The organism is Embleya australiensis (assembly GCF_051903075.1).
In the GTDB taxonomy this organism is placed as follows: Bacteria; Actinomycetota; Actinomycetes; order Streptomycetales; family Streptomycetaceae; genus Embleya.
Genome location: NZ_CP182423.1, coordinates 883,007 through 909,600, shown reverse-complemented (window position 1 = coordinate 909,600; position 26,594 = coordinate 883,007). Strand labels below are relative to the sequence as shown.

At 70.9% G+C, this 26,594-nt stretch carries 25 protein-coding genes; 12 read left to right on the top strand and 13 right to left on the bottom strand.

The genetic code is table 11. The features are described 5' to 3' along the window. The first annotated feature begins 138 nt into the window (after positions 1-138). Positions 139-1,509, top strand: coding sequence for a glutamate-cysteine ligase family protein (locus tag ACMXN5_RS34195; protein WP_439678776.1), 1,371 nt, complete (start codon positions 139-141; stop codon positions 1,507-1,509). A 25-nt stretch (positions 1,510-1,534) separates the two neighbouring features. On the opposite strand, the gene ACMXN5_RS34190 is transcribed toward ACMXN5_RS34195, so the two are convergent. Further along, on the bottom strand, positions 1,535-2,341 hold the full coding sequence (locus tag ACMXN5_RS34190; protein ID WP_439678775.1) for a sulfite exporter TauE/SafE family protein: 807 nt from the start codon (positions 2,339-2,341) through the stop codon (positions 1,535-1,537). Between the two features lie 92 nt (positions 2,342-2,433). On the opposite strand from ACMXN5_RS34190, the gene ACMXN5_RS34185 reads away from it, so the two are divergent. After that, positions 2,434-3,198, top strand: coding sequence for an AraC family transcriptional regulator (locus ACMXN5_RS34185; protein ID WP_439678774.1), 765 nt, complete (start codon positions 2,434-2,436; stop codon positions 3,196-3,198). 23 nt (positions 3,199-3,221) lie between these two features. Here ACMXN5_RS34185 and ACMXN5_RS34180 read toward each other — a convergent pair whose 3' ends face one another. After that, positions 3,222-3,764: an alpha-ketoglutarate-dependent dioxygenase AlkB gene (locus tag ACMXN5_RS34180; RefSeq protein ID WP_439678772.1), complete on the bottom strand. Its 543-nt coding sequence runs from the start codon at positions 3,762-3,764 to the stop codon at positions 3,222-3,224. Positions 3,765-3,872: 108 nt separating this feature from the next. Next, positions 3,873-4,433 (bottom strand): TetR/AcrR family transcriptional regulator, encoded by a 561-nt coding sequence (locus ACMXN5_RS34175; protein ID WP_395794998.1) that lies wholly within the window; start codon positions 4,431-4,433, stop codon positions 3,873-3,875. A gap of 117 nt (positions 4,434-4,550) precedes the next feature. On the opposite strand from ACMXN5_RS34175, the gene ACMXN5_RS34170 reads away from it, so the two are divergent. Then, positions 4,551-5,561 (top strand): NADP-dependent oxidoreductase, encoded by a 1,011-nt coding sequence (locus ACMXN5_RS34170; RefSeq protein ID WP_439678771.1) that lies wholly within the window; start codon positions 4,551-4,553, stop codon positions 5,559-5,561. On the opposite strand, the gene ACMXN5_RS34165 is transcribed toward ACMXN5_RS34170, so the two are convergent. Continuing rightward, positions 5,548-6,543, bottom strand: coding sequence for a helix-turn-helix transcriptional regulator (locus ACMXN5_RS34165; protein ID WP_439681338.1), 996 nt, complete (start codon positions 6,541-6,543; stop codon positions 5,548-5,550). The two genes, ACMXN5_RS34170 and ACMXN5_RS34165, sit on opposite strands and share 14 nt — an antisense overlap. A 135-nt stretch (positions 6,544-6,678) precedes the next feature. Between ACMXN5_RS34165 and ACMXN5_RS34160 the strand changes: the two genes are divergently transcribed. Then, on the top strand, positions 6,679-8,148 hold the full coding sequence (locus tag ACMXN5_RS34160) for an MFS transporter (protein ID WP_439678770.1): 1,470 nt from the start codon (positions 6,679-6,681) through the stop codon (positions 8,146-8,148). Between the two features lie 85 nt (positions 8,149-8,233). Here ACMXN5_RS34160 and ACMXN5_RS34155 read toward each other — a convergent pair whose 3' ends face one another. Together ACMXN5_RS34155 and ACMXN5_RS34150 are read right to left on the bottom strand one after the other, a co-directional pair. Continuing rightward, on the bottom strand, positions 8,234-8,707 hold the full coding sequence (locus ACMXN5_RS34155; protein WP_439678769.1) for a carboxymuconolactone decarboxylase family protein: 474 nt from the start codon (positions 8,705-8,707) through the stop codon (positions 8,234-8,236). 34 nt (positions 8,708-8,741) lie between these two features. Further along, positions 8,742-9,479 (bottom strand): TetR/AcrR family transcriptional regulator C-terminal domain-containing protein, encoded by a 738-nt coding sequence (locus ACMXN5_RS34150; RefSeq protein WP_439678768.1) that lies wholly within the window; start codon positions 9,477-9,479, stop codon positions 8,742-8,744. An 84-nt stretch (positions 9,480-9,563) separates the two neighbouring features. Between ACMXN5_RS34150 and ACMXN5_RS34145 the strand changes: the two genes are divergently transcribed. Then, complete coding sequence (locus ACMXN5_RS34145; protein WP_439678767.1) at positions 9,564-11,057, top strand: MFS transporter; 1,494 nt, start codon at positions 9,564-9,566, stop codon at positions 11,055-11,057. 18 nt (positions 11,058-11,075) lie between these two features. Then, positions 11,076-11,723 (top strand): NAD(P)-dependent oxidoreductase, encoded by a 648-nt coding sequence (locus ACMXN5_RS34140; protein ID WP_439678766.1) that lies wholly within the window; start codon positions 11,076-11,078, stop codon positions 11,721-11,723. 34 nt (positions 11,724-11,757) lie between these two features. Here ACMXN5_RS34140 and ACMXN5_RS34135 read toward each other — a convergent pair whose 3' ends face one another. Together ACMXN5_RS34135 and ACMXN5_RS34130 are read right to left on the bottom strand one after the other, a co-directional pair. Beyond that, a complete protein-coding gene (locus ACMXN5_RS34135) occupies positions 11,758-12,600 on the bottom strand; it encodes an alpha/beta fold hydrolase (RefSeq protein ID WP_439678765.1) in 843 nt (280 codons plus the stop codon). 249 nt (positions 12,601-12,849) lie between these two features. Further along, complete coding sequence (locus ACMXN5_RS34130; RefSeq protein ID WP_439678764.1) at positions 12,850-13,779, bottom strand: NADP-dependent oxidoreductase; 930 nt, start codon at positions 13,777-13,779, stop codon at positions 12,850-12,852. A gap of 74 nt (positions 13,780-13,853) precedes the next feature. On the opposite strand from ACMXN5_RS34130, the gene ACMXN5_RS34125 reads away from it, so the two are divergent. Next, positions 13,854-14,234, top strand: a complete 381-nt coding sequence (locus tag ACMXN5_RS34125) for a winged helix-turn-helix transcriptional regulator (RefSeq protein WP_439678763.1) — start codon at positions 13,854-13,856, stop codon at positions 14,232-14,234. A gap of 70 nt (positions 14,235-14,304) precedes the next feature. Here the strand turns inward: ACMXN5_RS34125 and ACMXN5_RS34120 are convergent, their stop codons facing one another. Continuing rightward, positions 14,305-15,042 carry a S1 family peptidase gene (locus ACMXN5_RS34120; RefSeq protein ID WP_439678762.1) on the bottom strand — a complete coding sequence of 246 codons (738 nt, stop codon included), beginning with the start codon at positions 15,040-15,042 and terminating at the stop codon, positions 14,305-14,307. A gap of 262 nt (positions 15,043-15,304) precedes the next feature. Here ACMXN5_RS34120 and ACMXN5_RS34115 point away from each other — a divergent pair, with 262 nt between their 5' ends. Next, entirely contained in the window at positions 15,305-16,030 is a 726-nt protein-coding gene (locus ACMXN5_RS34115; RefSeq protein ID WP_439678761.1) for a DUF3152 domain-containing protein, read from the top strand. 277 nt (positions 16,031-16,307) lie between these two features. After that, complete coding sequence (locus ACMXN5_RS34110; protein ID WP_439678760.1) at positions 16,308-17,282, top strand: hypothetical protein; 975 nt, start codon at positions 16,308-16,310, stop codon at positions 17,280-17,282. A 49-nt stretch (positions 17,283-17,331) separates the two neighbouring features. On the opposite strand, the gene ACMXN5_RS34105 is transcribed toward ACMXN5_RS34110, so the two are convergent. From ACMXN5_RS34105 to ACMXN5_RS34090, 4 genes are all read right to left on the bottom strand, one after another. Next, complete coding sequence (locus tag ACMXN5_RS34105) at positions 17,332-17,934, bottom strand: TIGR03086 family metal-binding protein (protein WP_439678759.1); 603 nt, start codon at positions 17,932-17,934, stop codon at positions 17,332-17,334. Positions 17,935-17,987: 53 nt separating this feature from the next. Continuing rightward, complete coding sequence (locus ACMXN5_RS34100) at positions 17,988-19,967, bottom strand: helix-turn-helix domain-containing protein (RefSeq protein WP_439678758.1); 1,980 nt, start codon at positions 19,965-19,967, stop codon at positions 17,988-17,990. A 34-nt stretch (positions 19,968-20,001) separates the two neighbouring features. Beyond that, positions 20,002-20,796 carry a 3-hydroxybutyrate dehydrogenase gene (locus tag ACMXN5_RS34095; protein ID WP_439678757.1) on the bottom strand — a complete coding sequence of 265 codons (795 nt, stop codon included), beginning with the start codon at positions 20,794-20,796 and terminating at the stop codon, positions 20,002-20,004. 149 nt (positions 20,797-20,945) lie between these two features. After that, entirely contained in the window at positions 20,946-22,259 is a 1,314-nt protein-coding gene (locus tag ACMXN5_RS34090) for a tannase/feruloyl esterase family alpha/beta hydrolase (RefSeq protein ID WP_439678756.1), read from the bottom strand. 342 nt (positions 22,260-22,601) lie between these two features. Here ACMXN5_RS34090 and ACMXN5_RS34085 point away from each other — a divergent pair, with 342 nt between their 5' ends. The 3 genes from ACMXN5_RS34085 (at position 22,602) to ACMXN5_RS34075 (ending at position 26,557) form a co-directional block, all read left to right on the top strand. Next, entirely contained in the window at positions 22,602-23,864 is a 1,263-nt protein-coding gene (locus ACMXN5_RS34085) for an esterase/lipase family protein (RefSeq protein ID WP_439678755.1), read from the top strand. An 11-nt stretch (positions 23,865-23,875) separates the two neighbouring features. Continuing rightward, a complete protein-coding gene (locus tag ACMXN5_RS34080; protein WP_439678754.1) occupies positions 23,876-24,937 on the top strand; it encodes an alpha/beta fold hydrolase in 1,062 nt (353 codons plus the stop codon). Between the two features lie 225 nt (positions 24,938-25,162). Next, the gene (locus ACMXN5_RS34075; RefSeq protein WP_439678753.1) at positions 25,163-26,557 is read left to right on the top strand and encodes a hypothetical protein; all 1,395 of its coding nucleotides are present in this window, start codon (positions 25,163-25,165) and stop codon (positions 26,555-26,557) included. The last annotated feature ends 37 nt before the right edge of the window (positions 26,558-26,594 follow it).

The following is a 26,594-nucleotide window of genomic DNA, read 5'->3' as shown; positions in this document are numbered from 1 at the left end:
CGTATGCCCGGCCGCCCGCGCCCCGCGTTGTGGAAGGCTGTCAGCGGCGTCGCGATGGTCGGCCGCTTTTCGCGGTGGTCGGCTTTTGGCCCAACGCGCGACGCTTCGTCGTGCTCCATTGAATCCAAGGTGTGTTCCATGTCCATCGCATCCGCGGCACATGTGCTTTCACCGGCCGAACTGCGCAGCGTGTTCGAGCAGGACAAACAGGAAGAGCTGGTCGGCATCGAGATCGAGTCGGCCGCGCTGAACCCGCGTACGGCGGAGGCGATTCCGTACGAGGGCGAGACCGGAATCGGGGCCTACCTCGCCCACCTCGCGGCCGAGCCCGGCAACGAGGCCGTCCACGACTACGGCACGCTCGTCGGGGTCCGGCTGCCCGACGGCGGCCATGTCTCCCTGGAGCACGGCGGGGCCGTGGAGTATTCGTCGGCTCCCGCGGCGTGTGTCGCGGACCTGATGGGAGTCGTGCGCACGACCCTGGAACGGCTCGCCGCCGTCGCGGACCGATTCGGTTTCGCTCTCGTGCCGGGCGCGCAGTACCCGTGTACGGCCTTCGAGGACGTGCGGTGGATGCCGCACTCGCGTACGTCGCTGATGCGGGATCACTTCGCGAGCCTGGGGCGGGAAGGGGAGTGGGGTCCGCGGATCATGTCCATGATCGTGTCGACGCAGGTGTCGTTCGACTTCACCTCGCCCGACGATCTCGCGGACAAACTCCGGGTCCAGGCCGCGGCCTCCACGCCGGCGGCCGCGCTGTTCGTCAACGCGCCGATGGACGCCGGAAAACCGAGCGGACTGCTGTCGCGCCGGATGCGCTTCTGGAGTCGTGCCGACCCGATCCGCACCCGCGTCGTTCCCGTGACGCTGCGGGAGGACTTCAGCATCGACCTCTTCATCGACTGGGCCCTGGGCCTGCCGATGATGCACCGAGGCATGCCGGACGGAAGCCGCGAGCGCGTGCCCCCCGTGCCGTTCCGCACCCTGCTGGCCGAGGGCTTCGAGGACGGCACCCGGCCGGGAATGCAGGACTGGCGCGACCATCTGTCGCAGATCTTCCCGGACGTGCGGCTGCGCGACACCCTGGAACTGCGCGCGGTGGACGGGCTCCCCTACGCGGACCTCGCCGCGGTACCCGCGTTCTGGAGCGGATTGACCTACCACGCGCCCACGCGCGCGGCCGTATGGGAACTGCTGCGCGACATCACCGCCGAGCAGCACCTCGTGGCCCTCGACGACATCGCCCGGCGCGGCATGCGGGCAACGCTCGCCGGCCGCCCCGTGCGCGAAACGGCGGCCGAACTGCTCCGCCTGAGCAGGGCGGGGCTACGGGCGCGCGTCGACGCCGGCCTCGAACGTGCCGAGACACTGTCGTACCTGGAGCCACTCGAAGCGGTCGCCGCGACGGGCGAGACCTTCGCCCACCGCACCCTCGCCCAATGGCACCGAGACCCCACCGCCTTCCCGGCAAACTACGTCGCGACCCACCGAATCCCGAGCACGGGATGACGCCGGCGCGGGATGCGGGTTCGGTTCAGCTGCCGGTGGTGATCATTGCGAGGAGAACGATGACGAGTAGGGCGATGTAGGCGATGGAGTGGACGCGGTCCGGGACGTGGCGGCCGAGGCGCTTCACCAGGGCGATCGTGGGCAGCGAGCCGCTGAGCAGAGCTGCGGAGGAGACCAGGTCGACGTAGCCGATTCGGCCCGTGTGTGTCGAGGACGTGGCGGCGAGCGCGTAGACGATGCTTCCGACCGCCGCGACGGGAAGGCTCAGTGGGTTTGCCATCGCTGCCGCATCGGCCATGGGGAGGCCTCTGCGCCGCAGGAGCGGGACCGTCATGACGCTTCCGCCCACTCCCAGGCACGCGGCGACCGCGCCTATTCCGGCTCCGCCGAATGTGGTGGTGAGCCGTCCGAGGGCCGCCGGTTGTGCCGCGTGTGCGGGTACGAGGAATCCCTTTCGCAACAGGCTGTCGATGATCGTCACGGCCAGATAGGCGGCGAAGAGGAGGTGCAGCTGCGGGCCTTCGACCCGGGTGGCCGCGAGGGATCCGAGGCCGGCGCCGATCGCGACGAAGGCGGTCAGCGGCCACATGTACTCCCGGCGGAGCCGCCCGGCGCGCAGTTGTACCAGGGTGGTGGTCAGCGCGTTCACGAGCATGACCGCCGTCGACGTCGCCACCGCCACATGCATCGCATCGGCGCCGGAATCGGCCGTGACGGCCTGGAAGCCGTAGACGACCGGGACGGTGATGAATCCGCCGCCGAAACCGAAGAGCACCGTCGTGACGCCGGTCAGGCAGCCGAACAGGAAGAGGACAAGGAAAAGGGTCGGCACTGCCGGAACGCTACGGGTGTCCGTAGCCGGCGGGCAATCGATCGTTCGCCATGTTCTTACGCGCAGCGGACAGAAGGGGGTAGCTTCGCCGTATGCGCAACATCCCCGTCGCGGAGGTGGACGACCTCGACCGTGCCGTGCTGGCCGTCGGCACGGACTATCCCCACGACCACCTGCTCCCGTTCCACGAGCATCGGCGCACCCAGTTCCTGTACGCCGTCACCGGCGTCATGCAGGTGGAGACGATCGACGGCACCTGGACCGTTCCCGCCGACCGTGCGGTGCTCATCCCGCCCCTGACCGCTCATCAGGTCACCATGACGGGGGTCTCCACGCGGAGCCTGTACATCGAGCCGAGCGCCGTCCCGTGGTTTCCCACGCGCTGCCGCGTCGTCGACGTCTCCGCGCTGCTGCGGGAGCTCATCCTCGTCGCCGTCGACATGGAACCCCGTTATCCCGACCACGGTCGCGACGCCGTCGTCATCGAACTGCTCCTGCACGAGATCAGAAACCTCACACCGCTGCCGCTCGATGTGCCGCTGCCCTCGGACCCGGGGCTGCGCCGGTTGTGCCACGCGTTTCTCCGCGAGCCCGACATCCACGACCCGCCGGCTCGCTGGGCGACGGCGCTCAACGTGAGCGAACGCACGCTCAGTCGTCTGTTTCGTGGCGGTACGGGCTTGAGCTTCACCCAATGGCGACAGCGCGCCTGCGTCCTGCACTCCTTGCGCCCCCTGGCGGCGGGGGTGCCGGTCTCCCGGGTCGCGACCACACTCGGCTACGAGAATCCCGCCGCCTTCACGGCGGCGTTCAGGAACCTTCTCGGCCGCCCACCGACCGCGTATGGACCGGCGTGACGTCGGCCGGATGCCGGGGCTCGCTATGTGTTCGTGGGGAGGTGCGGCTCGAAGTGGCGGAAGGTGAGACTGACGCGGCGGCCGGCCGGGGGGTCGCGGGGGACGGCGTGGGTCCAGCCGCGTTGGGTCACGGCGGTCATGAGCAGCAACGAGCCGTGCGCGAGGGCGAGTTCGTGGCGGTGGTCGCGGTCGAGGCTGCGGAAGACGAGGCGTCGCGTCGCGCCGAGGGAGACGATCGCGATCGTGCTGCCGGGGGTGAGACCGTCGTAGGAGTCCTGGTGGAAGCCCATGGTGTTGTCGCCGGTCTCGTACAGATTCGCCAGGCAGTTGTCGAAGGGATGACCGGCGTGTGAGCCGGCGCGGGCGCCGATCGCGGCGATTCGCGGGGGCATGGGTGCGACGTCGTGCCGCCGCCCGGAGTAGTCGTACGGCACGCCGAAGCAGGCGGTTCGGCGTGCCCGCATGTCTTCGTCCCAGGTGACCTCGGCCAAGACCCGGGCGAGGTCGGTATCGGGATCGGCGAGCGCACCCGGGTGGTAGCGGATGTCGAGAGGTGGCGGTGGCATCGATTCTCCACGTCACGTCCTGGCCGATGTCGACGGCCCATCGGATCGCGTCTACCGGGAATGTAGTGCTCATTGGTTTTACGCGCGCCTGGTTTAACCCCCCGCACGTCACGAGTTGCCTGTGTCGGTCAGGATTGCGCCGGCGATGACGTTGAAGAGGTGAGCGGCGCGTGGGGTGAGTGCGGGTTGGTCGCCCAGCCAGGCGAGCATGGCCATCAGCGCGAACAGGTCGTCGCCGTCGAGGTCGCCGCGCGCCGTGCCCGCCGCCTGGGCGCGGGTGAGGAGCCGCGCGCCGGCCGCGCGCAGGGTGACGCACGAAGCGTGGAGCGCGGATTCGGTGTCCGCGATGGCGGCTGCCATCAGTACGGTCACGCCCCGATACTCGGTCGTCCACGCGACGCAATCGCGTACCCACGAGACGAGGGCTTCGCCGGGCGGGTTCGACGTCTCGGCGAGTGCGGCCGCTTGTGCGGTGAGTTCGTCGAAGCTCGTGCGGAGCAGGGCTTCCAGCAGCGCCTCGCGTGTCGGGAAGTGCCGCAGCAGCGTGGCGAGTCCGACGTCGGCCCTGCGCGCGATGTCGCGCATCGACACGTCGATGCCCTGTTCGGTGATGGCGGTGCCCGCTACTGCGAGCAGGTGGTCGCGGTTCTTCCTGGCGTCGGCCCGCATGCGTGCACGTCCCTCTTGACTATCCGGTTCAGTGGTCCATATATTCGGATCAGTGATCCACATATGCGGATCGCTGATCCGAATAAGCGTATCCCGCGGTCTGGACAGGAGAAAACGATGCCGACACGCACGATGAGGGCGATCCGGCTCCACGCGCACGGCGGCCCCGAGGTGCTGCGGTACGAGGAGGTGCCGATTCCCGAGCCGGGGCCGGGCGAGGTGCTCGTCCGCGTGCGGGCGGCCGGCATCAATCCGCCCGACTGGTACCTGCGCGACGGTATGTCCAACCTGCCCCCGGAGACGAGGCCGAAGTTCGACCTGCCCGTGATTCCGGGGACGGACCTGTCCGGCGTCGTCGAGGCCGTCGCCGCCGACGTGGACGGCCTCTGCGTCGGCGACGAGGTCTTCGGCCTCCTGCGCTTCCCCGGCTTCGACGGGCACACCTACGCCGAGTACGCGGTCGCGCCCGCGGCGGACCTCGCACCCAAGCCGGCCGGCATCGACCACGTGCACGCCGCCGCGGTACCGATGGCCGGGCTCACCGCGTGGCAGTTCCTGATCGAGCTCGGACACGATCACCCGTCGCCGTTCCAGGCGGCGAGGCACCGTCCGGTACCGCTCGGCCCCGACGTGACGGTCCTCGTCAACGGCGCCGCGGGCGGCGTGGGGCACTTCGCGCTACAGCTGGCGAAATGGCAGGGCGCACGCGTCATCGCGGTGGCATCGGGCGCGCACGAGTCGTTCCTGCGCGGGCTCGGCGCCGACGAGTTCATCGACTACACCAAGAGCCGACCCGAGGACCTCGTACACGACGTCGACCTCGTCCTCGACACCGTCGGCGGCCCCCACAGCAGCCGCCTCCTGCGCACGCTCAAGCGCGGCGGCTCCCAATTCCGCGTGTTCTTCGGCAAGTTCGACGAAGCGGAAATCGCCGAACTGGGCGTCACGGTCACGGCAACCCAGGTCCGCTCGAACGGCGCGCAACTCGCCGAACTGGGACGCCTGCTCGACGCGGGCACCATCCGCGTCGCGATCGACAGCACGTTCACCCTCGCGGACGCCCGGACAGCGCACGAACGCGCCGCCCGGGGGCACATCCGGGGCAAGATCGTACTCACGATCCCTTAGCACCCGGGGCTGAGTGGGAAGATTCCACAGCGGGTTCGGGCCGTTGGCTGTCGCCGCCGGTGCGTGTGCCGCGTGACACGAATTCGGTGGCGCCGATCTCCCGGTAGCGGCCCACGAGTTCGGCCAGCAGTTGCTCCGTCCGCGGGTCGTCGGGTGTGTACACCCACATCCTGGTGTCGGCGGCGGCGGTCGCCGAGAAGCCGGTCGCGATCAGGTCGAGCCGGTCGCCGTCGACGGTCCGAAAGCGCTTGCGCCGGGTGGCCGACGAGGCGACCTCGTGTCTGGCCCACATCGCGGCGAAGCGCGAACTCGCCTCGGACAGGCGGCGGATGAAACCCGTCCAGCGCGGGTCGTCCAGGCGGCGGCCGAACTCGGCACGCAACTGGGCCACCATGAAGGAGACTTCGCGCTCCCACTCGACGAGCGGTTGCAGGTTTTCCTCGGCGGTGAACAGGTGCCACAGCACGTTGCGTTCCGCCGGAGGGCGCAGCACCAGCCCCGGATCGAGCGCCGCGTACGCGTCGTTGAACGCGAGCACGTCGTAGCGGGTGGTCACGATCGTCGCCGGAAGCGGGGTCAGGGCATCGAGGATGGCCTGGTTCTCCGCCGGCCGGGAACCGTGCGCCGACGCGTCGAGCGGCACGCTCGGGACGCCCGCGAGCCGGTACAGGTGGTCGCGTTCGGTCCGGTCGAGCTTCAGCGTCCGGGCGATCGCGTCGAGTACCTGGACACTCGGGTTGATCCGCCGCCCCTGCTCCAACCACGTGTACCAGGCCACCCCGATTCCGGAGAGCTGCGCCACCTCCTCTCGGCGCAATCCGGGCGTACGCCGTCGTGTTCCGGCCGGGAGGCCGACCTCGGCCGGTGTGACGTGCTCCCGCCGCCGCCTGAGGAAGGCGCCCAACTCGGAGCGCCTCCGGGCCTCGCCGTCGGCGGAACTCCCCGCGGCGGCGGAGTCGGGGTCGGAGGGGGCGGGGCCCATGAGCGTCACCGTCCCAGTGTGCGGGACGGCGTCGCGGCCCGGCCGGACACCCCCTCTCGGTGTAGCCGGATACCGCCGGTACCGGGATGAGCGGATGCCTGGTACCCGCACACGGGTACCAACACCATCGGCCACATGAGTCAGACGAAATGGGACCCGGCGCGCCCGGACCGTCCCGGAGCCACCGCAGTCGCGACACCCCCCGACCCGGACGAACGCACCCGCCGGAACAACCGCATGCTGGTCGTCATGCTGGGCGCGGTCTTCATGGCCCTGCTCGACTCGACCATTGTCAACGTCGCCACCCCGACCATCCGCACCGACCTCGGCTCCACCGGCTCGGCGCTGCAACTGATCGTCTCCGGCTACACCATTGCCTACGCCGCGCTGCTGGTCACCGGCGCCCGCCTCGGCGCCCGCAACGGCTTCCGGGCCATGTTCGTGTTCGGTCTCGTCACCTTCACCGCCGCCTCCGCCGGCTGCGGTCTGGCTCCGAACTCCGCCGTACTGATCGGCGCCCGCGTGGTGCAGGGCGTCGGGGCGGCCATGCTGATGCCGCAGATCTACAGTCTGATCCAACTCAGGTTCACGGGGGCCGCGCGGGCCCGGGCATTGAGCCTGTACGCCGCGGTCATCGGGCTGGGCGTGGTGGTCGGACAGGTCGCCGGTGGTCTGCTGGTCAGCGCGGACCTGTGCGGCGCCGGCTGGCGTCCGGTGTTCTTGATCAACGTGCCGATCGGTGTGGGGCTGGTGATCGCCGGGCTGCGGGTGCTGCCGCGCGGCAGGCCGGAGCAGGCCAAGAGCCTGGACATCGCCGGCCTGATCGCGCTGACGGCGGCACTGTTGTTGCTGGTCGTGCCGCTGGTTCTGGGCCACGAGCGCAGGTGGCCGCTGTGGACGAAGGTCTCGCTCGTGGTCTCGGTGCCGGCTCTGGTCCTGTTCGTCGTGGTCGAGCGGGTGGTGGCACGCCGTGGCGGCGCCCCGCTGTTGCCCGGCCGGGTACTGAGGACGCCCGGGCTGGTGTCCGGCGCGTCGGCCAACTTCTTTGCGATGGCCGGCTACTCCGGCTTCCTGTTCGCCTTCTCGCAGCACATGCAGTCCGGGCTCGGCGAGTCCGCGACCCGTACGGGCCTGACGTTCGCGCCACTGGCCCTCGGTGTCGCGGGCGGCGGCCTGACCTGGCATCGGGTGCCGGAGCGGTGGCGTCGATCGATGATCGCCATCGCGTGCGTGGTCGCGGCCATCGGGTACTTCGGCATCGGCCTCGACATGCGCTCGGGCGGGCACGGGGGCGTGGCGCTGCCGGTTCTGCAACTGGTCGTCGGCATCGGCATGGGCTACCTCACCGGCCCGCTGCTGACCGTGGCGCTGGCGCGGGTCGAGCCCGCCGACGCGGCGGACGCGAGTGGCGTGATGACCACCACGGCCCAGATCGCCCAGGTGCTCGGGGTCGCGGTGTACGGGTCCGTCTATTTGGGTTCGGCCGGTGAGCACGCCGCGCGCTCGTCGGGGCACGCGATCTTCGTCACCGCGATGATCGTCACGGCCGGCATGCTGGCGAGCGCGCTCGCGGCGCCGGCGCTGCCTCGCGACGGGCGGGCCTGAAGGTGGCCAGGGGAGGCGGCTCGGGCGCTCGCCTCCCCTGGTTCGGGGGTGTGTTCGGGGTGTGGAGGAAGCGGGAGGGCTCAGGTCACCCGTGCTGCCCGGGCCGGTAGTCGCCGGCGGGCGTCCGGACCATGACATTGCCGCGGTTGAAGGCGTTGATGACGGCGATCTGGGCGACCAGGTCGGCGAGCTGGTCCTCGTCGTAGTACTTGGCGGCATTCGCCCAGACCTCGTCCGGGACGCCGCCCGCCGCGTCGGCGATGCGGGTGCCCTGTTCGGCCAGTTCCAGGGCGGCGCGCTCGGCATCGGTGAACACGGTGGCCTCCTGCCAGGCCACGACCAGGTTCAGGCGTACCGAGCTTTCCCCGGCGTGGGCGGCGTCCTTGGTGTGCATGTCGATGCATCCCGCGCAGCCGTTGATCTGACTGGCGCGGAGCATCACCAGTTCCCGCGTCGCGGCCGGCACCGTCGAGTCCGCGAGTGCCTTGCTTGCCGCGATGAGGTGCTTCATGGCCTTGGCCGCGACGGGGCTGGTCATGAAGTTCAGACGGGCGTTCATGGTGCGCTCCTTGGTGTTGTCCGCTGTTGCCCCTCTAAGACAAGGGGCCTCGGCGGCCTGTGACAGGAGCGGGTGTGACGTGCGTCTCTCGGTTGAGCGGTGTGTGCGGGGGTTGGGCGAGGAGGCCGTCGATGATCACGCGGAGTTTCCAGGCCGCCCTGGCGTCCTGGTTGCCGCCGGTGAGGCTCGGGGCCAGGGCTCGCAGGGTGGGGTATCGATCGGCGGGCAACGTCCGGAAGGTGGCGTCGAGTCGGGCGGTGAACGTCTCGGGCGTGGGCGGGTCGGTACCGGCGCCGGCGTTCTCCAGGGCGGTCGAGTAGATGTACTGGCCGAGCAGGTCGATGGCCCAGGAGCAGGCGTCGTCGTCGAGTCCGCCCGTGCGGAGCAGGCGGGCCATCTCCTCGGTCAGGCGCAGGCCGTGCGGGCCGGGGAGGGCGTCCCGCAGGCCGACGGAGGCGATGTCGTTGTGGCCGGCCAGGGCCGTGACGATGCGTCCGACGAGCAGTTCGAGGCGGGTACGCCAGTCCCCGGCGCCGTCGTCGGGCACGACCACGTCGGCCACCGCGTGGTCGAGGACGAGCGCCATCAGCTCCTGCCGATCGCGGACGTACACGTAGAGCGAGGCGGGACCGGTCTGCAGGGCCTGGGCGACGCGCCGCAGGCTCACCGCTTCGCAGCCAAGCTCGTCGACCAGCGCGATGGTCGCGGCCAGCACGGCGTCCAGGCCGAGCATGGATTTCGAGGGGCGGGAGCGGGAGCGGGCTTGCGGCATGGGCTGAGCCTACCTTGACGAATGCTGTTCGTTAAGGGCACTCTGCTTGACGAACAGTGTTTGTTAAGCGTGGGAGGAAGACCTGTGACCGTTCCCGCTTCGACGTCGGCTTCGACGTCGACGTCGGCCGTTCGTACGGCGCCGCCGAGTGCCCATCCGCGTCGGTGGCGGATCCTGGCGGTGGTGCTGCTCGCCCAGGCGCTGGACCTGCTGGACGCGACCGTGATGAACGTGGCCGCCCCGTCGGTCCGCGCCGGACTGGGTGGTGGTGCGGCGATGATGCAGTGGCTCACCGCCGGGTACACGCTCGCCTTCGGTGTCCTGCTGATCGTCGGCGGGCGGCTGGGTGATCGGTGGGGTCGGCGGCGGTTGTTCGTCCTGGGTGCCGCCGGGTTCACGATGGCCTCCGCGGTGTGCGCGGCGGCGCCTTCGCCGACCGTGCTGGTGGCGGCTCGGGTGGTGCAGGGTGCGCTCGGCGCGCTGATGATCCCGCAGGGGTTCGGCGTCCTGACCTCGGTGTTCGACGAACGCGAACGCGGCCGTGCGTTCGCGACGTTCGGGCCGGTGATGGCGCTTGCCGGCGTCGGCGGCCCCGTCCTCGCGGGCGGGCTCATCGCGCTCGATCCGGCCGGACTCGACTGGCGGCTGATCTTTCTGATCAACCTTCCGCTCGGCGCGCTGGCCGTGGTCGGGGCGCTGCGGTGGATGCCGGCCGACCCGGGGGATCCGCTCGTGCGGATCGACCCGCCGGGCGCGCTCCTGGTCGCGATGGGGTCCGCGCTCGTCGTGCACCCGCTGATCCAGGGGCGGGAGGCGGGTTGGCCGTGGTGGACGTTCGCGGAGATCGCCGCCGGAATCGCGGCCTTCACCGCCTTCGGCCGACGTCAACGCACCAGCCGCTCGCCGGTCCTGGTGCCGAGCCTGCTGCGCAAACCCGCGTTCGTCGGGGGCCTTGCGGTCACCGCGGCGTTCTTCACCGGCCTCGGCGGACTGCTGCTCGTCCTGTCCCTCCACCTCCAGCTCGATCTCGGTCGGTCCGCGTGGGGAACCGCGCTTCAGCTGTCGCCGCTCGCGGTGGGTATCGGGCTCGCCTCGCTCTTCGCCCCGGCGGTGTCCGCCCGGCTCGGCCGCTCGCTCCTGCATCTGGGGTTCGGGGTCGAGGCGCTCGGCACGCTCGGCCTTGCGGCGGTGGCGGGGTCGGGGTCTGCCGTCTGGGCGCTGTCGATACCGACTCTGGTCGTGGGTCTGGGGGTGGGACTGGTGTCCGGCACGCTGGTCCAGTCGATCCTGGCGGCGGCCGAACCCGCCGAGACGGGCAGCGCGTCGGGGACGCTCAACGCACTCCAACAACTTTCCACGGCCCTGGGTGTGGCGGTGTTGGGCACGGTGTACTTCGCCGCGCACGACGCCGGCGCTCCTGAGGCGGGAGCGCACGGTCTGGTGATCGGTGCGCTGGTGGTCACGGCGACCTGTCTGGCCGGCGCGGGCCTGGTGTTCCTGCTGCCACGTGCACGCGACGAGCTGCCCGCTTCGGCCCCTTCGACTCCTTCGACTCCTGTAACCCCTTCGACCCATTGATCACGTGAGGACACCGTCATGAGCAACGTCATCGTCTTCGGAGCCAACGGCCGTACCGGGCACCTCGTCGTCCGCGAGGCCCTGCGACAGGGCCACGACGTCACCGCCGCGGTGCGCGACCCGGCCCGGTGGCAGCCCCCGTCCCCGGAGGAATCGTCCGGTACGGGGAAGTCGAACGTCGTGCGGGCCGACGTGCGCGTTGCCGCCGACGTACGCGCCGCCGTCGAGGGCCACGACGTCGTGGTCTCCGCGATCGGCCCGCCGGGGCGGCACGCACACGGGCTCTACTCCGACGCGGCGCGAGCGCTGGTGTCCGCGATGGAAGGGGCGGGCGTACCCCGGTTGATCGCGGTCACGTCGGGGGGAGTGCACGACCGTGACCCCAACTTCCCCTGGTGGTACCGCAATCTCGTCGCCCCCCTGGCTCGGGAGTTGTACGACGACATGCGGTTGATGGAAACGATCGTGCGCGGAAGCACCCTCGACTGGACCTTCGTCCGCCCCGCGCGGTTGCAGGACGAACCCCCCACCGGCAACTACCGCGTCGTCGACGCGAGCAACCCCAAGGGCGGCCGGAAGGTGACCCGCACCGACCTCGCCCGCTTCATAGCCCACGAACTCGACGAACACCACTGGTCCCACGCCGCCCCAACCCTGGCCGAATAACGCGCGAGGCGGTACAGCCGGCGGGCACGACCACCTACGCGAGCGTGAGCATTGCCTTGGTGACCTCGGCGACCGCCGTGTCGGGGATCGTGGTGGCGGCGGCGTCGAGGACGAGCAGTTGTGCTTCGGGGATTTCGTGTGCGATCGCCTCGCCGTTGGCGAGGGGGAAGAACGGGTCGCGGCGACCGTGGACGACGAGCGTGGGGATCTCGATGTCGGGCAGGCGTTCGCGCCAGCGGGGTGCGCAGTCGAGCCTGGAGAACACCATGCCCATCTGGTTGGCCATCTGGACCGGGGGCGTGGTGTCGGGTGTGCGGTCCCAGATGCGTGCGGCGATCGCGCGCGCGGCGACGGGGTCGTTGCCGAGGATCTCCGCGCCGGCGGCGGCGAATTCCGCGACCGCCTCGCGGTCGGTCCAATCGGGCATCGCCCGCGCGAACAGCCGGCCCATCGTCGCCTGGTCGTGCTCGGGGAGGTCGTCGTCGGCCGGGCCGGGGGCGACCGCGCGGGTGCCGACCAGGGTGAGCGCCGAGAACGCGCCCGGATGGTCGAGCACGGCCACCTGGGCGACCATCCCGCCGACGCCGATCCCGCCGAGGTGCGCGGGCCCGCCGCCGAGCGCGTCGACAAGGGCCGCCGCGTCGGCGGCGAGGTCGCGCAGGGTGTAGGCGGGCGCTTCCGGGTCCTTCGTCGTCGACTCCCCGCTGTCGCGCAGGTCGTAGCGCACCACGCGGCGCCCGCCGGCGGCGAGGCGCTCGCAGAGCGCGTCGGGCCAGGACAGCATCGTGGTCCCACCCGCGAGCAGGACGAGCGGCGCGTTGTCGTCCCCGAACGACTCGACGCCCATGGCGATTTCGTTGGCATGCACAGTGGTCATCGGTTCACCCGGAGATGTCGCAGGAGAGGTGCGTGGTCAGCGTGATGCGGGTTGTACCAGGGCAGACCCGATCCGCCGCCCAAACTCATCGCTCACGCATGTACGGCCTGCCGCGGTGGTGAACGGAATGGCCGGGTGAAGCGTCGCGGGCGCGGCGGCCCGGTCGGGTCGGGCCCGGGCATCGGGTTTTGATCCGACTTCAGGGCGCGGAGCGTTCGGCTTTTGGCACGGCCCCGGGGGCTGGTTCCGTCACAGGGTGAGGACGAGTTTGCCTTGGAGGTGGCCGGTGTCCAGGTGTTGGTGGGCTTCGGTGATGTGTTCGAAGGGGAAGGTCTTTTGGATGTGGACTTGGAGTCTGCCCTGGTTGACCAGGTCGACGAGACCGCGTAGGGCGATGGGGTCGGGGTCGACGGCGATGCCGCTGAAGTGCATGCCGGCTGCTTCGTATGCGGCGATCAGGCCTTGGTCGTCCTCGGCGACCGCCGTTACGAGCCGGCCGCCCGGGTGGAGAACGGCGAGGGAGCGTTCGGCGGTGTCGCCGCCGATCGTGTCGAGGACGACGTCGATGTCGCGGGCGGCCCTGGTGAAGTCGACGGTGGTGTAGTCGATTACCTCGTCGGCGCCGAGCGCCTCGACGAAGCTCCGTTTGTTCGGGCCGGCGGTGGTGATCACGTGTGCGCCGCGTGCTTTGGCGATCTGGATCGCGATGTGGCCGACTCCGCCGCCTCCGCCGTGGATCAGGACGCGGTGGCCCTCGGTCACGGCGGCGAGGTCGACGAGGCCCTGCCAGGCCGTGAGTCCGGCGATCGGCAGTGCCGCGGCCTCGATGTGCGAGAGGGACGGCGGCTTGTGGGCCAGGTGCAGGGCCGGGGCGGCGACCACCTCGGCGTACGCGTTCGCCGCGCGCGGGAACAGGGGCATCCCGAACACCTCGTCGCCGGGCCGGAACCGCCACGTCAGCGGGCCCTCCTCGACCACCCCGCTGATGTCCCAGCCCAGGACGAACGGTGGCCGGCCGAGCAGCGGGAACTCGCCCGCGCGCAGGCGCGCCTCCAGCGGGTTCAGGCCGATGGCCTTGACGCGGACCAGGACCTCGGTCGGGAGCGGGCGGGGTTCGGGTGCGTCCACGACGGTGAGGACCTCGGGGCCGCCGAGGGTGTGTTGGGTGACGACTCGCATGGCTCTCCTGAGGTGAGGAAGGGGGAGAGATCCAGGCTAGGTTCTTGATGGGTACCGGCAGGTACCTTGGGGGCATGAGCGGATTCGGTGCCGGCGATCCCTTCCTCGCCGACTGTCCGGGACGGCTGGCGGTCGAGTTGATCGCCGACAAGTGGACGGTGGTCGTGCTCTACGGCCTGAGCAGGGGCCCGGTGCGTCATGGGGAGTTGGTCGGGCTGATCGGTGGGATCTCCCGCAAGGTGCTCACCCAGACGCTCCGACGGCTCCAGGCACACGGGCTCGTTCGTCGGCACGCCTATGCCGAGGTGCCGCCGCGGGTCGAGTACGAACTCACCCCGCTCGGGGCGACGCTGATCGATCCGATCCACATGCTGACCGAGTGGGCCAGGGCGCACGGCGACGCGGTGCTCGACGCGCTCGACGCCGAGCCCGAACCCGTCGCCCACGGCGACTGAGGCCCCGTCGGAGCGTGTCTTCGGGTCAGTCGGGGGAGGCGGGTTCGGGAGCGGGGCGACGGCTACTCGGTCAGACGCCCGCGACGGACTGGATCCATGTGCGGTACGCGGTCACGTTCGTGTACGCGGTGGTGCTCTGTCGGTCGCTGGTGGAGGCGACGCCGACCTGAATGCCGTTCGCGTTCATCGGACCACCCGAGTCGCCGCCCGCGGTGATGCCGTTGCCGTAACCGGCGCAGATCGCCGAGCCGTTGTACGCGTCGCGGCAGCCGCCGGTGACCGTCACGTTGGCGACCTTCAGGAACTGCGACTGGCAGTTGATCTCCTGGCCGCACCGGGACGTCGCGCCCCAGCCGTAGACCTGGACGCTCTGACCCACCGTCACCGATCCGGGCCGGCCCAGCCGGGAGTAGGTCGCCGAGACGGAGCGGTCCAGGCGTACCAGAGCCAGGTCCGCCGACGGATTGGTGTAGGTCTGGGCGCCGTTGGCCACGGTGCCGCCGGAACTCTGGTCGAGGCTGCCGATCCGGAACGTCAACTGCCCACCGCTGACGCAGTGTTTGGCGGTCAGGATCCAGGTGGGGGCGATGATGGTCGAGGTACAGGTCTGCCTGCCGGCGGAGAACAGGCGGGCCGCCCATGGGGCGTTCTGTGCGTATCCGCCACCGATGATCGGCCGGGGACCTTCGGCCGACGGGTTCTCGTTGGAAACCTCGACCGGAGCGGGGGAGGCGGTGGCGGTGGCGCCGAGGGTGAGCACCATGAGCAATGCGGCCAAGAGGGCGGGGACGATCCTGGTTATTCGCAAAGTTCCTCGTTTCCGACGGCACGCGATATCTCACGCGTGGGGTACAGGGGATACCAGGATCCCCAACGTCGGATTCCACGGGTAATAGCAATCTCCCCTTTTGGTGATGTTATGGCCAGGAAAGAATCGCACCGGTGTCGGCCGGAGTTCCGTCGATCCGGTCGTTGTGGCTTCGGTCATGGCGTCCTTCGACGTGGATGCGGATGATCCTGTGGAGCGCGATGTCCGTGCTCACCACGACAGACGGGAAGCCCGACCCATCGTGAACCCGGCCCTCAAGTCGATCCTCGCCGCCCTCCTGGCGTCCGGCCTGCTCCTGGCGACGGCCGGCTGCCGACTCTCGGACAAAAAAGACGACAAGGATGAGAAGTACGTCACCGGCGCCGCGGATACCCGCCCGTACGAGGAGTGGCTCGCGGCACGCTCGGAGATACCGGCCGACCTCGCGCTCTCGGGACGGTTCCGTACCGTTCCGGGCCATGACGAGGCCAGGGGCGGGACTCGCGTACTGCGCTATCGCATACAGATCGAGGAGGGCCTGTCGATCGACGCCACATACTTCGCGCGCGCCGTGCACGAGACGCTCAACGACACGCGCAGTTGGGGAGGCGACGGGACCATCGCACTGGAACGGGTGGGTTCGGGCGACTCCGACTTCGTCGTGACCCTCGCCAGTACCGGAACCGTCAACACGTGGTGCGCCAAGGACGGCCTGGACACCGGCGAACAACGTGTCTCGTGCAACGTCGCCTCCACCCGGCGGGTGATGATCAACGCGTGGCGGTGGGCGACGGGATCCACGACGTACGGCGACGACCTGGCGAACTACCGACGCATGCTGATCAACCACGAAGTCGGCCATCGCCTCGGTCACATGCACGAGATGTGTGACCGGTCGGGCGCCCCTGCGCCGGTGATGATGCAGCAGACGTTGACCCTCGTCACCGGCAGCGCCACGTGCTCGCCCAACCCGTGGCCCCGCCCATGAGCCGAATCGGGTGATTCATCCATCCGGAACGGCCTGCTTCCCGTTACGCAGGCCCCGAGATTGTCGGCCCCACCCTCGCAGTCTCGCCACCTGAACCACTAGGCAACGGCGCGACACGAGCGGAAAATTATCGGCGGGGTTGGTCAGCCCCACCGGGGAACCGCACCCGTGGTGAACCGGATTTCGGGGCCTGTCGTTTCGACAGCGTCGTCGAAGCGTGGACAGGCTCCGAGCACTCGGCCGGGCAATGGCCCGAGCCTCATACTCGGAGGAACAGGTGACCGTCACTCATCACGGTGACAGGCTCAACGGCGAGTCTGTCACGATCGCGACATCCACCACACGGATCGCCTCGTGGCTGGAGGACATCGCGACGGTGGACCGGATCCACCACTACCTGGACGCGCAACTCCGGAACCGCACGACGGGTCCGGGTGCCAGATCGTTGCGTGCGATGCGCCTGCACAACGACGAGGCGCAGGCCTCGATCCTCGCGGCCGTACGCGCCGGTGTCGCCGGTGACGCCGGTGTCATCGCCGGCGGTGTCACCGACCCGACGGGTGCCGCGCTCGCGCAGGAGGTGAGCGAGCACGCGTCGCGCTGGACGCACGCGCTGGCTCGCCTGATCGAGCACCCGGGATGGTTCGACCACCTCTGCGACGCGCTGATCGCCACCCACCAGGTGGTAAGGGTCGGCCCCGCCAAACCCTGCGGTCGCTGCGGGAACGACGGCGAGCGTGTGGTGTACACCAGCCTGTACCCGGGCGTCATGGACCGGGTCACCGTGTCCTGCGACCCGTGTGGTCGAACCGCCCATAACCCTTACGGCGAACCCGGCCCCGAGATCGATGTCCGCCTGGTCGCCCGTTCGGGCTCCGCCGTCCTGGAGATCGCGACGGTCGCGGACCCGCGAGCCGTGGCCCCGACGGCGATGCACCTCCGGTTCGCTCCCGGTGACGTGGAGGGCGGCCCGGTGAAGCCGTCGCCCGGGGAGCACTTCCCGTTGGAACCGGGCGGACGTTCGACCACGACGATGGAACTGCCCGACGCCGTGGGGGTGGGCGCCCGGCTCGAAGTCCTGTGCGTCAACGGTTTTCAGGTCTCGACCCGGAGCTTCGCGCTCCCCGGCCCGGCCGCGATCCCCCGCCCCCGCGCCACGATGTCCCGCCGCCGAGACACCCGCAAGGTCGCGCCGAAGCGCGGTACGGCGACCACCGACCCGGCGGTCGCCGCCGTCTCGTCGAAGGTCTGACACCCGCCCCGGAGACCTGACTCCCGCCCTCGCGCAGCGGCGGCGGGAGTCAGGGCGTGCGGCCGATGAAGGCGAGCAGGCGGGTTTGTGCGTCGGCGTCCTCCGGAACCTCGACCCGGGGGCCGTAGTGGCCGCTGCCGCGCAGGACTTCGTCGAGCGGCAACATCCCTTCCAGGAGCCGGGCGCACGTGGCCTGGTCCAGCCGCTCGTCCTGGCCGGTCGCCCGGGCCAGGTCCCAGGTGTGCATGAAGACGTCGACCGTATAGAACCGGTCGATCGCCTCGCCCAGCGGCAGCTCCCCGATATTCGGGTTCACCAACACCTTGCCGGTGGTGGCGGGGTCGTCGAGGAGGGCCTGCACCGCCTCGGTATGCACGGCCCAGGCGGCTTCCGGGTCGTCGTCCACCGGCGGCCCCTTGGGCAGTTCGATCCCGGCGCCCGATCGGAGAAACGCCGGGAACCACTCGACCATATGGCGCACCACGTCCCGGGCGGTCCACCCCTCGCACGGTGCCGGGTCGTCCCACGCGGCGGCCGGCACGCCGTGTATCCGCTCGGTGAACACGCCCGCGACGCGGCGGTGTTCGTCCGCGGCGGTGGTTTCGTGCGGCAAGGCCGTCTCGTCGTGGTGCGGGTCGTTCGTGGCAGTCATGCTGCCGCCTCCTCGGTGCGGGATATGAAAGGGCGTCGCGCGCCCACCTCACATCATCGGCCCGGGGGTGGGGGAGCGCAGCTCTCGGCGACGACCGTCGGCGGGCGTTCGGTGAGTTGGTGCAGGCGCAGGGCGAGTTGCAGTTCGAGTGCCTGCTGCGGCCCGTTCCAGTCCGGGCCCAGGAGGGCCTCGACGCGGTCCAGGCGTTGTACGACCGTGTTGACGTGGATGTGCAGTTCGTCCTTGGCGCGGGTCAGGCTGCCGCCGCACGCGAAGTAGACCCGGAGCGTGCGCACCAGCTCCGTGCCGCGCCGCGCGTCGTAGGCCAGCAGCGGGCCCAACGCGTCGCCGACGAAGGTGTCGACGTCCTGCCGGCCGCCGAGTACGACGCCCAGGAACCCCAGCTCCGCGGCGCAGGCGCCGTCGCCGGTGCGGCCCAGCACGATCAGGGCGCGCAGGCAGCGGGCCGCCTCGGCGTGGGCCGCTGCGATGCCGCGCGCACCGACGGCGGGACCCGCCGCGGCGACGGTGACCGGCGCTCCGGTACGTACGCCGAGCCGGCTCGCGGCGCGTCGGGCCGCCTCGCCGGGCGGCGTGCCGTCGTCCGGCAGGAGCAACACCGTGGACCCGGCGTGCTGCGCGGTCACGCCGCCGCCCGCGAACAGGTATTGCCGGGCACGCGCCGCGAGCCGCTCCCGGTCCGACGTCGCGGTGTCGGCGACGAGGATCAGGTGGGGGCGGTCGAGGTCGATCCCGGAACGCCGCGCCCGAGCCGACAGGGACGCGGGATCGCGGTCGGGATCGGTCAGCAGGTCGGCCAGCAATTCGCCGCGGACCCGGTTCTCGGTCTCCGCGACCGAGCGGCGCAGCAGGAGCAGGAGCGCGGCCACGACGCCGGCCCGCTCGAAGACGTGCCGGTCGGCGTCGTCGAGCTCGGTGCGATGCAGCACCAGGCTGCCGAGCGCCTCGGGCCCGGCCAGGACGGCGCACACCCACCCTCCGTGCCACGCCACCGCGCGGCCGAGCGCGTGCGACTCCTCGGCGGCGCGGACCAGTTCGGCGCCGCCGAGCGGGGTGGAGCCGTCATCGGTCGTGGTGCCGGTCAGGTCCAGTCCGGCCGTGTCGTGGATGGCGACCGCCCCGCCGAGGAGTTCGGCGACCGCCGCGGCCACGTCCGGCAGGTCGCCGCCGCGCAGTACCAGGTCGGTGAGTTTGTCGTGCGCCTCCTCGGCGCGCTGCACCGCGTCGGCGTGGGCCCGGATCACGGTGTTCGCCTCGGCCAGTTCCGCGAGCGCCGCCCGGGTATCGGCCATGGCGCGCGCGGTGTCGATGGCGATGGCGGCGTGGGTGGCCAGCGAGCTCATCAGCGCCACTTCGTCGCCGCCGAACGTGCGCGGCGCCCGGTCGGCCGCCATCAGGACACCGACGACCTTGCCTCCGTCCCCGCGCGTGGAACCCAGCAGGAGGGGCACGCCGAGGATGGCGACCAGTCCCTCGTCGAGAACCCCCTCGTCGACCCGGTCGACGTGCCGGAAGCGGGTGTCCGTGCGGTAGTCGGGGGTCGCGTAGGGCCGCGCGGTCTGTGCGACGAGGCCGCCGAGGCCGTCCCCGAGCCCCAGGCGCAGGGCCTGGAAGATCGGGGATACCGATCCGTCGGTCACCCGCATGTAGGTGTCGCCGGCCTCCTCGTCGGGCAGGGTGAGGTACGCGGTGTCGGTGCCCAGCAACATCCGCGCCCGTCGCACGATCGAGCGCAGCACCGAATCCAGGTCACGCAGCGCCGCCAGGTCGCTCGCGGTGTCGAACAGCGCGGTCAACTCCCGCTCCCGGCGCCGGTGTTCGCGCAGCGTGCCGCGGATGCGCAGGGCCTTCGCCGTGGCGTCGTCGAGGTCCGCGAGATCGTCGGGCGCGGCACCGGCCGCGCGGGCCTGCGCGGCCAGGGCCCGGAAGTCCTCGGCGGGCGCGTCCGCGGAGAGGAGGTCGAGGAGATCCCGGGTGAACCGCGCGGGTCGCCCCGGGTGTTGCTCTGCCATGGTGGTCCGTCCGTCCGTCCGTTCGCCGTGCGAGTCAGTGTGCGGTCCAGCCGCCGTCCAGGACGAACGAGGTTCCGGTGACGTGGCGGGCGTGCGGCCCGCACAGGTACAGGGCCGCCGCGGCGACCTCCTCGGGCTCGATCAGCCGTTTGATCGCCGTGCGTTCCAGCAGGATGTCGCGGACGACGTCGTCGGCGGGGATCCCGTGCGCGGCGGCCTGGGCGGCGATCTGGCCCTCGATCAGCGGCGTGCGGACGTAGCCGGGGCAGACGCAGTTGCTGGTCACCCCGTGCGGGGCGCCTTCCAGGGCGGCGACCTTGCTGAGCCCCTCCAGGGCGTGCTTGGCGCTCACATACGCCGACTTGAACGCGCTCGCCCGCAGACCGTGCACCGAGGAGATGTTGACGATGCGCCCCCAGTTCTGCGCGTACATGTGCGGCAGGACGCGGCGCATGATGCGAAAGGGCGCCTCCACCATCACCTTGTGGATGAGGGCGAACCGTTCGAGAGGGAACTCCTGGATCGGCGCCACGTGTTGCAGACCGGCGTTGTTGACCACGATGTCGACCCGGGTCGGCAGCGCGTCCACGGCGTCCGGGTCGGCCAGATCGGTCCCGTGCGCGGTGCCGCCGATCTCCTCGGCGACCGCCTCGGCCGCGTCGACCGCGATGTCCACGACGTGCACGTGTGCGCCGGCGGCGGCGAACGCGAGGGCGCAGGCGCGTCCGATCCCGCTCGCCGCCCCGGTCACCAATACGACGCGTCCGGCGAGGAAGGGGTCGTCGGGGGGAGTGGGCGGGTGGTCGCCGGTGATCGTACTGGTTGCCATGGCCATATCGTAGGAAGGGCGAGCCTGCGGGCACATGGAGTCCGTCGCCATAGTCGCGGGGTGCGCCGTGGGCCGAGCCGCCATGTCGGGCCTGCGGATGCGGCGGTGTCGCCGGGCGCGTGTCGAGCGGCTGAGACCCCGGCCGCGGGTCACCAGGTGCCGATGTCGCCGTCGTCGACGTCGTCGTTCCAGGCCACCGTGCGGTTCGACGGCGGGTTCGTGCCGTGCTCGACCCAGTCTTCGAGGGCCTTGAACACGGTGCGGTACGCGGGCAGGAGCGGACGCAGCCGAGCGGGGAAGAGGTCGCAGAACCCGTCGACGTGGTTGCCGCCCTCGATGCGGTACTGGCGGTGCAGCCGGCCGCGACCGGCGGCGGCGACGAGGTCGGCGTAGCGGTCGGAGTGCAGCGTGATGGGCAGGAACGCGTCGAGGGTCCCGTGCAGGGAGAGCAGCGGCTTGCCGATCGCCCCGGTGAGCGCGACCCGGGCGACGGCCTCGTGTACGGCGCGGGGGCGGTTCGGGTAGTCGTAGTCGGCGTCGCCGCCCGCCTCGCCGGGGCCGGCGAAGGGGACTCCGGCGGGCGGCAGACCCGTGCCGGGGTAGTGCGGGTCGAAGACCGCCCGGTAGGTGCGTTGGGTGACATCCCAGTAGGTCCGGTGGTGAATGTCCCAGAGGAACTCCGAGCCGGCCGGCAGCCCCGCGTCGATCAGCCGTGCCGCAGCCTCCGGATCACCGCTGTCCCGGTAGCGCGGATAGTGGGCCAGGGCCGTCGGCAGATAGGTGAACAGGTTGGGACCTTCGGCCGACCACAGCGGGCCCTCCCAGTCCACGCCGCCGTCGTACAGGTCCGGGTGCCGCTCCAGCTGAGCGCGTGTCAGGTAGCCGCCGTTGGAGATCCCGGTGACGTAGGTACGGTGCGCCTCCGCGCCGTAGTGGCGGCGCACCACCACGCGTGCGGCGACGGCGAGTTCGTACAGGCGCCGGGACCAGTCGACGAGCGCGTCGCCGGGGCGGCGCCCCGCGGTGTGGAAGTCGGGGCCGGAGTTGCCCTTGTCGGTGGCCGCGTAGGCATAGCCCGCGGCGAGCGCACCGTCGGCGATGATGCGGTCGGTGGCGTATTGGCGGCGGATCCCCGGGGCTGCGGTGACGACGAGTTTGCCGTTCCAGTCGTCGGGGAGACGCAGTACGAACTGCGCGTCGTGGTGCCAGTCGTGATGCGGGTTCAGCCGGGTTTCGGCGGGGAAGCAGCCGTCGATCTGCAGTCCCGGGACCGGACGTTCGGGCCGTGGGGTGCCGGACGCGTGCAGGTTTTCCCAGTCCGCGAGGACGGTGTGGCCCGTGACGGCGGTGCCGGTGGTGGTCAAATCCGCGAGGCGCACGGCCTGTTGGCGTTCGGCTCCCGGCACGCGGACCGTCGGGCCGGTGTCGACGCGCATGGCGCCGCCTTCCGTGGTGTTCGCCATCGCCGGCTCCTTCGGAGAGTGGTGGGTACGCCCGTACCGCGCGGGAGCGCCGGGCATCCGCACGACGCTACGGCCGTACCCGGACCTCGTCCATGGCGGCAAGCCCCATACATCGCCACCCGGGCGTGGTCGCGGAGCACACCGGCCGCCGCCTCAGCCGCCGGCGAACGGCGATTCCACCGGCGCACGGGCCGACACGTCGCTCGGTCGACCCCGGACCAGGGGTGTGACCCACACCTCCGGCCGCTCGTCGTGTGGGTCGTCCTCATGGGCCCGGCCCGCGTGTGCCGCCTACCGTGTCGGGGCGGGCCGCTCCGGGCCCGCCGGGCGGAGGAGTTGACGATGGTGCGGAAGTCGGGCGGCTGGATCCTCGCGGTATTGCTGGCGCTGCTGACCGGGCTCGTCGGAGCCCCGGCCGCTTCGGCCGCGGCGCCGGCGTACCTCACGATGGAGGCGAGCTACAACTCGCCGGCCAACGGCTGGGAGCGCGTCGAGCGTTATCTCGACACCACCGCCGGTTTCCACCAGGAGCAGTACCCGCCGGACGGCCGTGGTGACCAGGACGGTCAGCGCCTGACCTTCTTCGGCGGGGTCAAGCAGCCGTATTCCGGGCGCTTCCTGCTCTACTCCGCGCCCGGCTGGAACAGCGGCGCACACCAGGTGCCGGTGCTGCTGGTGCACGGCGCCAACGACAACCCGGACCGGGCCTGGGCCAACCCGGGCGAGTCGGGCGGTTACGGCTGCGGGACGGCGTCCTGCCCGAACACCGGCCTGATGCAGTACCTCTCCACCCGGGGATACCGGGTCTTCGCCATCGGCTTCGCACACAAGCAGGGCGACAACCTGATGCAGGCTCAGGAGGTGGGCGACGCGGTCGCGTTGATCCGCGCCCGGCTGGGCGTCCCCCAGGTGGATCTGGTCGGCTGGAGCAAGGGCGAGATGTCCACCCGGGCGTACGTCTCCTCGGTCAAGCCCTCCTGGGGTCGGCCGTACGCCGGCGACGTCCGGCGGCTGGTCACCCTGGGCGGCCCCAACGGCGGCTACGACTACCCCTTCGCGCACGGCTGGGCGCACGATTTCAGCATCTGGCCGGAGTGCGGCGGCAAGGTCAACGCGCCCTCGCCGCACCTGCGCATGACGTGCTACGGGACGTATCAGGCGCACCCGGAGTACGCGTTCACCCCGACCGGCGGCTATGACGACTACCCGGGGCAGCGGCAGATGTTGGCCCGGTGGGACGGTACGTACGGGGTCGATCAGAGCCAACAGGACTGGTACACCACGTATTACGGCGGCCAGGGGTTCTACACCGACGGCACCGGCATCCAACCCGCCATCGCCGCGGGCTCGTTGATCACACCGCTGCACCAGGCCGGCATCCCCGCCCAGGTCCGCACCTTCCTGCTGGCCGGCGGTACACCGAGCATCCTCGGCATCTTCAACGAGAACCGAGGGCCCAGCGACGGCGTGGTCTTCGTCTCCAGTGCCCTGGACACCACCGGAGTCGGTACGGTCGGCGGGACCGCGCTGGTCGCCGGCGCCAACCACCTCGAACTCGGCTGGAACACCACGGTCGCGGCCAAGGTCGCCGGCTGGCTCGACTGAAGGAATCAAGGATGCTGCTGCCCACCATCGCCGCCGGTCGGATCGCGACCTCCCGGCTCACCGTCAACTGCCTGCAGATAGAGGGACGTTCCGGTGAGCCGGTGGTCTTCGTGCACGGCAACGTGTCGTCCTCGCTCTTTTGGCGACAGGCGATGCTCGAACTGCCCGCGCACTACCGGCCGATCGCGCTCGACCTGCGCGGCTTCGGCGACACCGACCCGCTGCCGGTGGACGCGACCCGCGGCCTGCGCGACTACAGCGACGATCTGAGCGCGCTGATCGAGGCGCTCGACCTGGGCCGGGTACACCTGGTCGGCTGGAGCCTGGGCGGAGGCGTGGTCCTGCAACAACTGCGGGACCACGCCGAGCGGTTGCGCTCGGTGACCCTGGTCAACCCGGTCTCGCCGTACGGCTTCGGCGGCACGCACGGGATCGACGGCCGGCTGAACAGCCCGGACGGCGCGGGCTCCGGCGGCGGCGCCGCGAACCCGGAGTTCGTCCGGTTGCTGGCGGCCGGCGAGACCGGCGGCGAGTCACCGCTGTCACCTCGCGCGGTGTTCGACGCGTGCTACGTCAATACGCCCGTGGAGCCGGCCGACGCCTACGTCGCCTCGATGCTCACCACCCGGGTCGGCGACGACCACTATCCCGGCGACTCCCGCACCAGCCAGGCCTGGCCGGGCCTGGCTCCGGGCGACCGCGGCGTGCTCAACTGCCTGGCGCCGACGCACTTTCGGATCGACGACCTGGAACGCGCCGCGGCCAGGCCCCCGGTGTTGTGGCTGCGGGGCTCGGCCGACGTGATCGTCTCGGACACCTCGCTCTTCGACCTGGCCCACCTCGGCGCACTGGGCGCCGTCCCCGACTGGCCCGGCGCGGACCACTGCCCGGCCCAGCCGATGATCGCCCAGACCCGCGCCGTCCTGGCCCGCTACGCGGCGGCCGGCGGCCCGGTCCGAGAGGCGGTGATCGAGGACGCGGGCCACAGCGTGCACATCGAGCGCCCCAAGGAGTTCCTGACGGAATTGCTACGAGTGCTGCACGAGGCCGGCCCCGATACCCCGGCCGGGTAGCGCCCTGCGGGCAGCGTGGGCCGCCCGAGGCCCGGATGTCACATGTGTCCCCGGATTGTGCCGTTCCGGTAACAGGGGCCGGCGGGCGTGGTCGGTGGCTTTAGGGTCGTGATCACAAGCACGGCGCTGCCGTCGGGTACCCGGCACCAGGGGGGTTACGGGTACCCGCGTCACATACACGGCGGCGTCGTGGTCCGCGACAGACACCGAACTGGGGGGTTCACGGTGCGTATCACCATGCCGCGTCGCGCGGCGAGCAAAGTTGTTGTACCGCTGACCGCACTCGCGCTCTTCGGCCTCACGGCCTGCGAGAAGTCGGGCGGCGACGCCAAGGACAAGCCGTCCGGGTCCGCTTCGACATCCGCCGACAGCGGCAAGGGGGACCAGAACGCGACCCCGGCGACGGACCGGCAGCTGTCCGCGGTCCTCATCGACGGCAAGGACATCCCCGCCGGATACGGCGGCGGCAAGGTGTCGAACGAACGGTCACCGGACAAGCCCGGCCAGGTGGTCAGCCCCGCCGAATGCGTGGCGCTGGGCAGCGGCGGCACGTCGCACCCGGTCGGCCACGCCGAGCGGTCGTACGCCATCGCTCCCGCGGACCCGGAGTCGGACGACTCGGTGCGGGTGAGCCTGTCCAGCGCGCCGCGCGACGTGCTGCAGAAGCAACTCGACGACGGCATCAAGGCGCTGAGTTCCTGCGCGCACTACACACTCACCGAAGGCGGCGACGTCACGACCTTCGCCGTGACCGACGTCAAGGTCGGCGTGCGGGGCAAGGACAGCGTCTCGTACAAGGTCGCCGTCTCCGGCAACGGCCGGTTGCTCGGCACCGCCGTCAACACCCTGGTTCTCCAGGGCACCACCGGTCTCGCCGTCACGTCGTTCGCGACGCCGGGCAAGGGCGACCCCGCCGACACCGGCCCGTTCGTGAGCGCCCAGCTCTCCAGGCTCGTCAAGATGCCGCCCGACACGGGGAGTTCCCCGTCCCAGCCGGCGCGGCCCACCGCCGAGCCGTCGGCCACGCGGAGCGCGGAGAGCAGAACGATCCCGACCGCCGACACACTGACGGCGGCGCTGCTCGACGCGCAGGAGATTCCGGCGGAGTACTCGGCCGAGGGCCCGGAACCCGCGACGCCCGAGGCCGCACCCCGACTGTCCGACCCGCGGTGTGCACCGTTGCTGGACACCTCACTGGACCAGCGCACCGCCGCGGTTCAGCAGAACTATCGCAAGACGACCCTCGACGCGACCGTACAGCCCACCGAGGGCGTGATCACCGAACTGTCGAGCGGCCAACGCGCGGTGCTGAAGCGGGAGTTCGACGCCTACGTCGCGGCGCTCAAGGTCTGCTCCTCGTTCAACGAGACCAACGACGACGGCACGGTCGACCGGTACACGATCACCGAGGTCTCCGTCGGGCGCAACGGCGCGGACACCGTGGCGTTCCGGATGCGCGACGACCACCCCACGGACGGACGCCTGTACGCCTACCTCGTGGTCGCCGTGAAGGGCAACGTCGCCATGCAGATGGCGTCGTTCGCACAGAACGGCCCGGCCGAGGTGCCGTCCGCGATGATCACCGGCCAGCTGTCCAAGGTGGCCGAGATCACGGGCTGACGACCCGTCATGTGAGGCGAGGATGCCCGGGCGGCGG

Excerpts from the sequence above, each read along its gene's own strand:
- ACMXN5_RS34195 (WP_439678776.1), top strand. The coding sequence starts at position 139 with ATGTCCATCGCATCCGCGGCACATGTGCTTTCACCGGCCGAACTGCGC.
- ACMXN5_RS34185 (WP_439678774.1), top strand. The coding sequence starts at position 2,434 with ATGCGCAACATCCCCGTCGCGGAGGTGGACGACCTCGACCGTGCCGTG.
- ACMXN5_RS34180 (WP_439678772.1), bottom strand. The coding sequence starts at position 3,764 with ATGCCACCGCCACCTCTCGACATCCGCTACCACCCGGGTGCGCTCGCC.
- ACMXN5_RS34175 (WP_395794998.1), bottom strand. The coding sequence starts at position 4,433 with ATGCGGGCCGACGCCAGGAAGAACCGCGACCACCTGCTCGCAGTAGCG.
- ACMXN5_RS34170 (WP_439678771.1), top strand. The coding sequence starts at position 4,551 with ATGCCGACACGCACGATGAGGGCGATCCGGCTCCACGCGCACGGCGGC.
- ACMXN5_RS34165 (WP_439681338.1), bottom strand. The coding sequence starts at position 6,543 with ATGGGCCCCGCCCCCTCCGACCCCGACTCCGCCGCCGCGGGGAGTTCC.
- ACMXN5_RS34160 (WP_439678770.1), top strand. The coding sequence starts at position 6,679 with ATGAGTCAGACGAAATGGGACCCGGCGCGCCCGGACCGTCCCGGAGCC.
- ACMXN5_RS34155 (WP_439678769.1), bottom strand. The coding sequence starts at position 8,707 with ATGAACGCCCGTCTGAACTTCATGACCAGCCCCGTCGCGGCCAAGGCC.
- ACMXN5_RS34150 (WP_439678768.1), bottom strand. The coding sequence starts at position 9,479 with ATGCCGCAAGCCCGCTCCCGCTCCCGCCCCTCGAAATCCATGCTCGGC.
- ACMXN5_RS34140 (WP_439678766.1), top strand. The coding sequence starts at position 11,076 with ATGAGCAACGTCATCGTCTTCGGAGCCAACGGCCGTACCGGGCACCTC.
- ACMXN5_RS34135 (WP_439678765.1), bottom strand. The coding sequence starts at position 12,600 with ATGACCACTGTGCATGCCAACGAAATCGCCATGGGCGTCGAGTCGTTC.
- ACMXN5_RS34130 (WP_439678764.1), bottom strand. The coding sequence starts at position 13,779 with ATGCGAGTCGTCACCCAACACACCCTCGGCGGCCCCGAGGTCCTCACC.
- ACMXN5_RS34125 (WP_439678763.1), top strand. The coding sequence starts at position 13,854 with ATGAGCGGATTCGGTGCCGGCGATCCCTTCCTCGCCGACTGTCCGGGA.
- ACMXN5_RS34105 (WP_439678759.1), bottom strand. The coding sequence starts at position 17,934 with ATGACTGCCACGAACGACCCGCACCACGACGAGACGGCCTTGCCGCAC.
- ACMXN5_RS34100 (WP_439678758.1), bottom strand. The coding sequence starts at position 19,967 with ATGGCAGAGCAACACCCGGGGCGACCCGCGCGGTTCACCCGGGATCTC.
- ACMXN5_RS34095 (WP_439678757.1), bottom strand. The coding sequence starts at position 20,796 with ATGGCAACCAGTACGATCACCGGCGACCACCCGCCCACTCCCCCCGAC.
- ACMXN5_RS34090 (WP_439678756.1), bottom strand. The coding sequence starts at position 22,259 with ATGGCGAACACCACGGAAGGCGGCGCCATGCGCGTCGACACCGGCCCG.
- ACMXN5_RS34085 (WP_439678755.1), top strand. The coding sequence starts at position 22,602 with ATGGTGCGGAAGTCGGGCGGCTGGATCCTCGCGGTATTGCTGGCGCTG.
- ACMXN5_RS34080 (WP_439678754.1), top strand. The coding sequence starts at position 23,876 with ATGCTGCTGCCCACCATCGCCGCCGGTCGGATCGCGACCTCCCGGCTC.